The organism is Hydrogenophaga palleronii NBRC 102513 (assembly GCF_001571225.1).
GTDB lineage: Bacteria > Pseudomonadota > Gammaproteobacteria > Burkholderiales > Burkholderiaceae_C > Hydrogenophaga > Hydrogenophaga palleronii.
The window spans coordinates 52,614-62,093 of record NZ_BCTJ01000026.1; the positions used below are offsets into that span (position 1 = coordinate 52,614).

8 protein-coding genes are annotated in these 9,480 nt (G+C 67.5%); all 8 read left to right on the plus strand.

The genetic code is table 11. From position 1 onward, the window contains the following. Positions 1–83 precede the first annotated feature (83 nt). Positions 84–1,019 carry a LysR family transcriptional regulator gene (locus HPA01S_RS16720; protein WP_370670998.1) on the plus strand — a complete coding sequence of 312 codons (936 nt, stop codon included), beginning with the start codon at positions 84–86 and terminating at the stop codon, positions 1,017–1,019. A gap of 44 nt (positions 1,020–1,063) precedes the next feature. Beyond that, on the plus strand, positions 1,064–2,614 hold the full coding sequence (locus tag HPA01S_RS16725) for an ABC transporter ATP-binding protein (protein ID WP_066271902.1): 1,551 nt from the start codon (positions 1,064–1,066) through the stop codon (positions 2,612–2,614). Next, positions 2,601–3,656 carry an ABC transporter permease gene (locus HPA01S_RS16730; protein WP_066271903.1) on the plus strand — a complete coding sequence of 352 codons (1,056 nt, stop codon included), beginning with the start codon at positions 2,601–2,603 and terminating at the stop codon, positions 3,654–3,656. Before HPA01S_RS16725 ends, HPA01S_RS16730 begins: the two co-directional genes overlap by 14 nt. 147 nt (positions 3,657–3,803) lie before the next feature. Next, positions 3,804–4,724 (plus strand): ABC transporter permease, encoded by a 921-nt coding sequence (locus tag HPA01S_RS16735; protein WP_066271904.1) that lies wholly within the window; start codon positions 3,804–3,806, stop codon positions 4,722–4,724. 60 nt (positions 4,725–4,784) lie between these two features. Then, positions 4,785–5,930, plus strand: coding sequence for a BMP family ABC transporter substrate-binding protein (locus HPA01S_RS16740; RefSeq protein ID WP_066271905.1), 1,146 nt, complete (start codon positions 4,785–4,787; stop codon positions 5,928–5,930). A 181-nt stretch (positions 5,931–6,111) separates the two neighbouring features. Continuing rightward, positions 6,112–7,140, plus strand: a complete 1,029-nt coding sequence (locus HPA01S_RS16745; RefSeq protein WP_066271906.1) for a Rieske 2Fe-2S domain-containing protein — start codon at positions 6,112–6,114, stop codon at positions 7,138–7,140. Positions 7,141–7,290: 150 nt separating this feature from the next. Beyond that, positions 7,291–8,295, plus strand: coding sequence for an adenosine deaminase (locus HPA01S_RS16750; protein ID WP_084360759.1), 1,005 nt, complete (start codon positions 7,291–7,293; stop codon positions 8,293–8,295). Positions 8,296–8,366: 71 nt separating this feature from the next. Next, complete coding sequence (locus HPA01S_RS16755) at positions 8,367–9,464, plus strand: BMP family ABC transporter substrate-binding protein (RefSeq protein ID WP_066271907.1); 1,098 nt, start codon at positions 8,367–8,369, stop codon at positions 9,462–9,464. The last annotated feature ends 16 nt before the right edge of the window (positions 9,465–9,480 follow it).

The window sequence follows — 9,480 nt, forward strand, 5'->3', positions numbered from 1 at the left end:
CCTCCTGGCACAACATATGCTCAGCGATATGTCCAAAATGCCCAAAACACCATTCACCCGCATATGACAAGGGTTTGAAATACATGTCCATGTTCGACAAGATTGACCTGCACCTGATCCGCGTGCTTCACACCGTGCTCACCGAGCGCAGTGTTTCGCGTGCGGCGCTGCGCCTGGGCATGTACCAGCCGGCGGTCAGTGCGGCGCTCAAACGCTTGCGCGATCTGGCCGGCGACCCGCTGCTGGTGCGTTCGGGCGCCGGTATGGTGCCGACGGTGGCGGGCCTGCGCATGATCGAGCCGGCGGCGGACATCCTGCGCAGCGCCGAGGTGCTGTTCTCCGACGCCCGCGCCTTCGACCCGGCCACCGCCACCCACCGCTTCAGCCTGGCCGCCAGCGACTACCTCGACCCGCTGTTCCTGCCGCAGCTGGTGTCGCAGATCAAGAGCCAGGCGCCCAGTTGCCTGATCGACATCCACCCGCTCTCGCGCGATTCCGACTACCGCAACCACCTGGCCCAGGGCGACGTGGACGTGGTCATCGGCAACTGGCTGCAGCCGCCGGAAGACCTGCACCTCGGGCGCCTGTTTGGCGACGAGGTGGTGTGCCTGGTTTCCGAGCAGCACCCGGCCGCGCGGCGCGGCTGGGATGCGGAGGCCTGGCTCGGCGCCGAACACATCGCGCCGACACCCACCCACCCCGGCGCGCGCGGCTTCATCGACGAACACCTGGCCTCCCTGGGCCTGACGCGCAACATCACCGCGCGCTGCCCGCACTTCGGGCTGATTCCGGCCATGGTCGCCGGCAGCCTGCTGGTGCTGACCACCGGGCGCCAGTACTGCGACCGCTTCACCGGCGTGTTGCCGGTGAAGGTGCTGCCGACCCCGGTGGTGTTCCCCCGCATGATGTACTACCAGCTCTGGCACGAGCGTTCCCACGCGTCCAACGCGGGGCGTTGGTTGCGCGAGCAGATCAAAAGCGTGGCCGCGTCGCTGAAGCGGCCCGACGCCGAAAATTGAGCGCCCACACGACCACCAGGCCCACAGGGACCACAAGGAGACCCATGACCACGACACGACTGCAACTCAGTGGCATCACCAAGCGCTATCCGGGGGTGGTGGCCAACAGCGGCGTCTCGCTCACCGTGCAGCCCGGCGAGGTGCATGCCGTGCTGGGCGAGAACGGCGCCGGCAAATCGACGCTGATGAAAATCATCTACGGCTCGGTCAAGCCCGACGAAGGCACGGTGACGTTCAACGGCCAGCCGGTGCACATCCGCAACCCGCAGGAAGCGCGGGCGCTGGGCATCAGCATGGTGTTCCAGCATTTCAGCCTGTTCGACACGCTGACCGTGGGCGAAAACGTCTGGCTCGGGCTGGACAAGTCGCTCACGCTGTCCGAGGTGAGCGCGAGCATCACCGCCAAGGCCACCGAGTACGGGCTCGACATCGACCCCTCGCGTCCGGTGCACACGCTCTCGGTGGGCGAGATGCAGCGGGTGGAGATCATCCGTGCGCTGCTCACCAACCCGCAGCTGCTGATCCTCGACGAGCCCACCTCGGTGCTGACGCCGCAGGCGGTGGAAAAGCTTTTCGTGGTGCTGCGCAAGCTGGCGTCCGAAGGCTGCAGCATCCTCTACATCAGCCACAAGCTGCACGAGATCCGCGAGCTCTGCACCGCCTGCACGGTGCTGCGCGGCGGCCAGGTGACGGGCGTGTGCGACCCGCGCCAGGAAAGCAATGCCTCGCTCTCGCGCCTGATGATCGGTGCCGAGCCGCCCGCGCTGGAGGTGCGTGAACTGCACGCCGGCGCGCCGGTGCTGGAGGTGAACGGCCTCACGCTGCAGAGCGACGACCCCTTCGGCACCCACCTGCACAACGTGGCGCTCACCGTGCGCGCCGGTGAGGTGGTGGGCATTGCCGGCGTGTCGGGCAACGGCCAGAGCGAACTGCTCTACGCGCTCTCGGGCGAAGACCGCCGCGCACCGGCCAACAGCATCCACCTGGGCGGCCAGGACGTGTCGCACGCCGGCCCGGGCCGGCGGCGCGCGCAGGGCCAGCATTTCGTGCCCGAAGAACGCCTGGGCCGTGGCGCCGTGCCCACGCTGTCGCTGGCGCACAACCTGTTGCTGTCGCGCCAGGACGCGCTGGGCGCGGGCGGCTGGATCCGCGTCGGCGCGCTCAAGGCGCAGGCGGCCGACATCATTGCGCGCTACAAGGTCAAGGCCAACGGGCCGGACGCGGCGGCCAAATCGCTCTCGGGCGGCAACCTGCAGAAGTTCATCGTCGGCCGCGAGATCGAGGCCAAGCCCAAGCTGCTGATCGTGAGCCAGCCCACCTGGGGAGTGGACGTGGGCGCGGCGGCCCAGATCCGCGGCGAGATATTGAAACTGCGCGACGCGGGTTGCGCGGTGCTGGTGGTCAGCGAAGAGCTCGACGAGCTCTTCGAAATCAGCGACCGCCTGCACGTGATCGCCAAGGGGCGCCTGTCGCCCAGCCTGGACCGCGCCGAGGCCAGCATCGAACGCATCGGCGAATGGATGTCGGGCCTCTGGGACGACGCCGCGCAACGCCAACACCACCAGCACAAGGAGACCGCCCATGTTGCGGCTTGAAGTCCGTCCCCAACCGTCGGCGCGCTGGGGCCTGGCCTCGCCGCTGCTGGCGCTGCTGATCACCGTGGTGATCGGCGTCATCCTGTTCGCCGTGCTCGGCAAAGACCCGGTGCGTGGCCTGCAAGTGTTTTTCTGGGAGCCGATCAAGAGCAGTTATGCGCTGTCGGAGCTGATGGTGAAGGCCACGCCGCTGCTCATCATCGCGCTCGGCCTCGCGGTGTGTTTCCGCTCCAACGTGTGGAACATCGGCGCCGAGGGCCAGTACATCATCGGCGCGATCTTCGCGGGCGGCGTGGCGCTGATGGCCGACAAGAACACCGGCGTCTGGATCGTGCCGGCCGTGCTCGCCGCCGGGGTGCTCGGCGGCATGTTGTGGGGCGGTATCACTGCGCTGCTGCGCGACCGCTTCAACGCCAACGAAATCCTGGTCAGCCTGATGCTGGTGTATGTGGCGATCCAGGTGTTGAACTTCCTGGTCTACGGACCGTGGAAAGACCCGCAGGGCTACAACTTCCCGCAGACCAAGACCTTCGAGGCCGTCACGCAGATGCCGCGGCTGATGCAGGGTTCGCGCGTCAACATCGGCCTGCTGATTGCGCTGGCCGGCGTGGGCGCGGTGTGGGTCTATCTGTTCCGCACCTACGGCGGTTATGCGCAGCAGGTGGGCGGGCTGGCGCCGGCGGCGGCGCGTTATGCCGGCTTCTCCTCGCGCAAGGCGCTGTGGGTGGCGCTGCTCACTTCGGGCGGTGCGGCCGGCCTGGCCGGTGCATTGGAGGTGGCGGGCCCGATCGGCCAGCTCACGCCCCATGTGCCGGCGGGTTACGGCTTCGCGGCCATCATCGTCGCCTTCGTCGGGCGCCTGCACCCGGTGGGCATCGTGTTCTCGGCCCTGCTGATGAGCATGTTCTACATCGGTGGTGAACTGGCGCAGTCGCGCCTGGGCCTGCCCAAATCGATCACCGGCGTGTTCCAGGGCCTGCTGCTGTTTGCGCTGCTGGCCTGCGACACGCTGATCGCCTACCGCCTCGTCTGGAAAAAATGATGACCACCCCCGTCGCTTGCGCGCTGCGCGTCGCCGCATCCCCCCTCAAGGGGGCAACGCCAGTGGCCCGGCAGAGCCGGTTCCACGGCGTTTCCGGATCGCGGTGCCGTGTTCGTTGCGCTTTCTCTGCTGAATGGAGTTTTTGACATGGAATCCATCGCACTCCTGATCGCCGCCTCGCTCAACGCCGGCACGTTGCTCGCCATCGCCTCGCTGGGCCTGCTCATCAACGAGAAAGCCGGCATCGTCAACCTCGGTGCCGAGGGCATGATGCTGTGCGCCGCGCTGGCCGGCTTCGCCACCGTGGTGCACACCGGCAGCACCACGTTGGGCTTTGCCGCCGGCATGGCCGCCGGCGCGCTGCTGGCCGCCATCTTCGGTGGCCTGGTGATCTGGCTCAACACCAACCAGTACGCCACCGGCCTGGCGCTCAGCCTGTTTGGCGGCGGTTTCTCCGCGTTCGCCGGCGCCGGCTACGTGCAGGAGAAACTGCCCGAGCAGACGAGCCACGCGATCCCGCTGCTGGGCGACATTCCGCTGATCGGGCCCGCGCTGTTCCGCCACCACCCGATGGTCTACGTCTGCGTGGGGCTGGTGCTGTTCCTGATCTGGTTCCTCTACCGCACGCGCGCCGGCCTGGTGCTGCGCAGCGTGGGCGAGAGCCCCGAGTCTTCGCACGCGCTGGGTTATCCGGTGCGCCGCATCCGCCTGCTGGCGGTGATGGCCGGCGGCGCGCTCTGCGGCCTGGCCGGTGCTTACGTGTCCACCGTGTACACGCCGCTGTGGGTCGAGGGCATGATCGCCGGCAAGGGCTGGATCGCGCTGGCCCTCACCACCTTCGCCACCTGGCGCCCGGCACGCGTGTTGCTTGGGGCTTACCTGTTCGGCGGCGTGACCATGCTGCAGTTCCACCTGCAGGGCATGGGGGTCAACGTGCCGAGCCAGTTCCTGACGATGATGCCCTACCTCGCCACCATCGTCGTGCTGGTGCTGATCTCGCGCAACCCGACCTGGATCCGCATCAACATGCCTTCCTCCATCGGAAAACCCTTCTACCCGGGCGCATAATCTTTTTTCCGTTTTGATCTCCGTTTCCGTATCACCACTTTTCCAACAAAGAGGATATCCATGACAGACCTGAGCAAACGTTCCCTGATGAAGGTTGCCGCACTCACCGCGCTGAGCAGCGCCGTGCTGATCGGCTGCGGCAAGAAGGAAGAGGCGGCAGCGCCTGCTGCGCCGGCACCTGCCGCCGCCGAAGCGCCCAAGGCCGAGCCGCTGAAGATCGCGTTTGCCTATGTCGGCCCGGTGGGCGACGGCGGCTGGAGCTTCGCGCACGACAATGCCCGCAAGGCGCTGGAGCAGGAGTTCGGCGACAAGATCGTCACCAGCTACGTCGAGAGCGTGCCCGAAGGCGCGGACTCCGAGCGCGTGATCCGCGACATGGCCGCCCAGGGCAACAAGCTGGTGTTCGGCACCACCTTCGGCTACATGGAGCCCATGCTCAAGATCGCCCCCGACTTCAAGGACGTGAAGTTCGAGCACGCCACCGGCTACAAGACGGCCGAGAACATGCGCACCTACGACAGCCGCACCTACGAAGGCGCGTACATGGCTGGCGTGATCGCTGGCGGCATGACCAAGAGCAACACGCTGGGTGTGGTGGCTTCGGTGCCTATCCCGGAAGTGCTGCGCAACATCAACAGCTTCACGCTGGGCGCGCAATCGGTGAACCCGAAGATCAAGACCCGCGTGGTCTGGGTCAACGGCTGGTTCGACCCACCGAAGGAAACCGAAGCCGCTACCTCGCTGATCAACGGCGGTGCTGACGTGCTGTTCCAGAACACCGACTCGTCGGCCGTGCTGCAGACCGCTGAAAAGCTGGGCAAGCGCGCCTTCGGCTGGGATTCGGACATGACCGCCTACGGCCCCAAGGCCCACCTGGGTTCGGCCGTGATCAACTGGGCGCCGTACTACATCAAGTCCACCAAGGACGTGCTGGAAGGCACCTGGGCCACCGGCAGCTCCTGGTGGGGTGTGAAGGAAGGTGCGATCGACATGGTGTCGGTGGCCGAAGACGTGCCGGCCGACATCAAAGCCAAGGTGGACAGCGTGCGCGCCGGCCTGAAGGACGGCAGCCTGTCGATCTGGAAGGGCCCGATCCTCGGCCAGGACGGCAAGGAACTGCTGGCCCAGGACGTGGTTGCCGACGACGCCTTCCTTGGTGGCGTGAAGTTCTACGTCAAGGGCGTGGAAGGCAAAGTCCCTAACTGAGATCGGCTACTGCGCGGGCGCCATGCGTCGTTGGGCGGTGCTCGGAATCCTCACGTACAGGAAGTACGTTCCGGTTCCTGCGCTCCGTCCGCCTAGCCTGGCACCCGCTCGCTACCCCTCCGGTGGTGGCGTGCGACCAAGCCGCCTTCGGGCGGCTTTTTTGTTTGTTTGAATGGACCCCATGATCGAAGCTCAGCTCTGGCATCCCGTGATCGCAGCGAACCAGGTGCGCGACACGCCGGTGGCCTGCACCCTGCTCGGGCAGCCGCTGGTGCTGTGGCGCGAGGACGCGCACGGCGGCCACCGGGTGCATGCCTGGGCCGACCAGTGCCCGCACCGCGGCGCGCGGCTCTCGCTCGGCCGCGTGTTGACCGGCCTGCACGGCGCGCGGCTGGAGTGCCCGTACCACGGCTGGCAGTTCGGTGGCGCAGGCCGCTGCGAACACGTGCCGGCCGCGCCCGACTTCACGCCGCCGGCCAGCCACTGCGCCACCCGCTACGAAGCGCGTGAACAACACGGCCTGGTGTGGGTGCGCCTGCAGACGCCGGACTACGCCGGCCTGGCCAGCGGGCCGCTGGCCGAGCCGCCGGTGTTCGCGCCCGCGCAGGACGCCGCCTGGCGCACCGTGTTGTGCGGCCCTTACCAGCTGCGCACCAGCGCGCCGCGCCTGGTCGAGAACTTTCTGGACCTGAGCCACTTCGGTTTTGTGCACGAAGGCTGGCTGGGCGAGCGCGGCCATGCGCAGGTGCAGATCGGCGTGGTGGAAGAGGGCGCGGGCACCGATGGTCTGGAGGTGCGCGACGCACGCGCCTGGCAGCCGCGTGCCTACGCGGGCGCCGACAGCGGTGCCTGGATCGCCTACCGCTACGAGGTGCCGCACCCGTTCTTGGCCGTGCTGCACAAGGACGCCGCCGACGGCGACCCGGTGAGCAACGCCATTGCGCTGTGCATCCGGCCCGACGGCGACGAAGCCTGCACCGCCTGGTTCGTCATGGCCACGCGCGGCGACAACGCCAGCGACGCGGAGCTGATCGCCTTCCAGGACGCGGTGTTTGCGCAGGACCGCCCAGTGGTGGAATCGCAATCGCCGCGCGCGCTGCCGATTGGCCGCACCACCCCCGTTGCCGAAGTGCACGGCCCGGCCGACCGCGTCTCCAGCGCCTACCGCCGTTACCTCAAACGCCTGGGCATCGCCCTGGGCACCTGTTGAATGGCCCATCCCCGCCGCGCTACGCGCGACCCCCTGAAGGGTGCGGCAACTGCGGCCCGGCAAAACCAGTTCGCATCGCCTCCGGATGGCATCATTTCGCCGGTGGCGTGTGCCGCGCCGCACTTCAAAGAGAGTTCTGACATGACCCTGATGACCCCCGCCCAACTCGCCGCCGCCGTTCCCAAGGCCGAGCTGCACATGCACATCGAGGGTTCGCTGGAACCCGAGCTGATCTTCGCGCTGGCCCAGCGCAACGGCCTGAGCCTGCCCTATGCCAGCGTGGAGGCCCTGCGGGCGGCCTATGCCTTCATCGATCTGCAGAGCTTTCTGGACATCTATTACGCCGGCGCCAGCGTGCTGCTGCACGAGGCCGACTTCCACGACATGGCCTGGGCCTACTTCCTGCGCGCCGCGGCCGACAATGTGGTGCACACCGAAATCTTCTTCGACCCGCAGGCCCACACCGCACGCGGCGTGCCCATGGACACGGTGATCCAGGGCCTGGCCAGCGCCTGCGCACGTGCGCAGGCCGAGCTCGGCGTCAGCGCCGCGCTGATCCTGTGTTTCCTGCGCCACCTGAGCGAAGAAGACGCCTTCAATACGCTGGAAGCGGCCTTGCCGTACCGCGAGCACTTCATCGGCATCGGCCTGGATTCGAGCGAGGTCGGCCACCCGCCCTCCAAGTTCTCGCGCGTGTTCGCGCGCTGCCGCGAGCTCGGTTTCCATGTGGTGGCCCACGCGGGCGAAGAAGGGCCACCGGCCTACATCTGGGAAGCTCTGAACGACCTGCAGACCGAACGCATCGACCACGGCGTGCGCTCGCTCGAAGACCCGGCGCTGGTGGCCGAACTGGCGCAGCGCCGCATTCCGCTCACGGTGTGCCCGCTCTCCAACCTCAAGCTCTGCGTGGTGGATGATCTGAAAGACCACCCGATGAAGCGCCTGCTCGACGCCGGCCTCTGCGCCACCGTCAACTCCGACGACCCGGCGTACTTCGGCGGCTACATGAACGCCAACTTCGTGCAGACCGTCGAGGCACTGCACCTCACGCGCGAAGACGTGATCACCCTGGCACGCAACAGCTTCGAGGCCAGCTTCGTGAGCGATGAACGCCGCGCGGCGCTGCTGGCCTTGCTGGACAACGCGGTGGCTTAAAATCACGCCCAGCGAGCCCGGTGCTTCCCCGGCTCGCTTTTTCATTCACGGAAGCCATGTAGAGGAACACCATGTACAAAAACCTCGTGGCCCGGTGCGCCTGCGCACTGGCGGTCGCCTGTTTTTTATCCCCCCTTTCCACCGCGCAAGCCCAGACGCCAGCGCCGCCGCTCAAGGCCGCGTTCGTCTATGTCACGCCACTCACCGAGGCCGGCTGGGTGCGCCAGCACGAGCAGGGCCGGCTGGCCGTGCAGGCCGCGCTGGGCAACCGGGTGGAGACGCGTTTTGTGGAGAACGTGCCCGAGGGCGCCGACGCCGAACGGGTCATCCGCGACCTGGCGCAGCAGGGGCACCGCATCATCTTCACACCCAGCTTCGGCTACATGGAGCCCACGCTCAAGGTGGCGCGCGATTTCCCGGACGTGAAGTTCGAGTCCATCACCGGCTACAAGACCGCACCCAACGTGGCCGCCGCCAACGCGCGCTATTACGAAGGCCGTTATCTGGCCGGTGTTGCCGCCGGGCGCATGGCCACGCAGGCCGGCTACATCGCAGGCTTCCCGATTCCCGAGGTGATCCAGGGCGTCAATGCCTTCACGCTGGGCATGCGCTCGGTCAACCCGCGCGCCACCGTGAAGGTGGTGTGGCTGGGTGAGTGGTTCAACCCGCCGCGCGAGCGCGATGCCGCCATGACGCTGATGAACCAGGGCGCCGAGGTCCTGGCCTTCCACACCGGCTCCACCGCCGTGATGGTGGCCGCGCAGGAACGCGGCAAGCTGGCGGTGGCCTACCACTCCGACATGCGCCGCTTCGGCCCCGATGCCCAGATCGCCGCCGTGACCCACCTCTGGGGCGACTACTACACGCGCCGCGTGCAGGCCGTGATCGACGGCACCTGGCAGAGCGGCAGCGTGTGGGGCGGTGTGAAGGACGGCATGATCCGTGTCGACAGCTTCGGCAGCAAGGTGCCCGAAGCCGTGCGCAAGGAAGTGCTGGCGCGCCAGGCCGACATGGCCGCCGGCAAGCTGGTGGTGTTTGCCGCCGGCAAGGCCGGTGTGCGCGACAACCAGGGCAAGACCGTCATCGACGCCGGCCAGTCGCTCAGCGACGGCCAGATCCTGGGCATGAACTGGCTGGTCGAGGGTGTGCAGGGGTCGGCTGAAAGGTAGCGGGAACACCCCCCTG

Excerpts from the sequence above, each read along its gene's own strand:
- HPA01S_RS16720 (WP_370670998.1), top strand. The coding sequence starts at position 84 with ATGTCCATGTTCGACAAGATTGACCTGCACCTGATCCGCGTGCTTCAC.
- HPA01S_RS16730 (WP_066271903.1), top strand. The coding sequence starts at position 2,601 with ATGTTGCGGCTTGAAGTCCGTCCCCAACCGTCGGCGCGCTGGGGCCTG.
- HPA01S_RS16740 (WP_066271905.1), top strand. The coding sequence starts at position 4,785 with ATGACAGACCTGAGCAAACGTTCCCTGATGAAGGTTGCCGCACTCACC.
- HPA01S_RS16725 (WP_066271902.1), top strand. The coding sequence starts at position 1,064 with ATGACCACGACACGACTGCAACTCAGTGGCATCACCAAGCGCTATCCG.
- HPA01S_RS16750 (WP_084360759.1), top strand. The coding sequence starts at position 7,291 with ATGACCCCCGCCCAACTCGCCGCCGCCGTTCCCAAGGCCGAGCTGCAC.
- HPA01S_RS16735 (WP_066271904.1), top strand. The coding sequence starts at position 3,804 with ATGGAATCCATCGCACTCCTGATCGCCGCCTCGCTCAACGCCGGCACG.
- HPA01S_RS16745 (WP_066271906.1), top strand. The coding sequence starts at position 6,112 with ATGATCGAAGCTCAGCTCTGGCATCCCGTGATCGCAGCGAACCAGGTG.
- HPA01S_RS16755 (WP_066271907.1), top strand. The coding sequence starts at position 8,367 with ATGTACAAAAACCTCGTGGCCCGGTGCGCCTGCGCACTGGCGGTCGCC.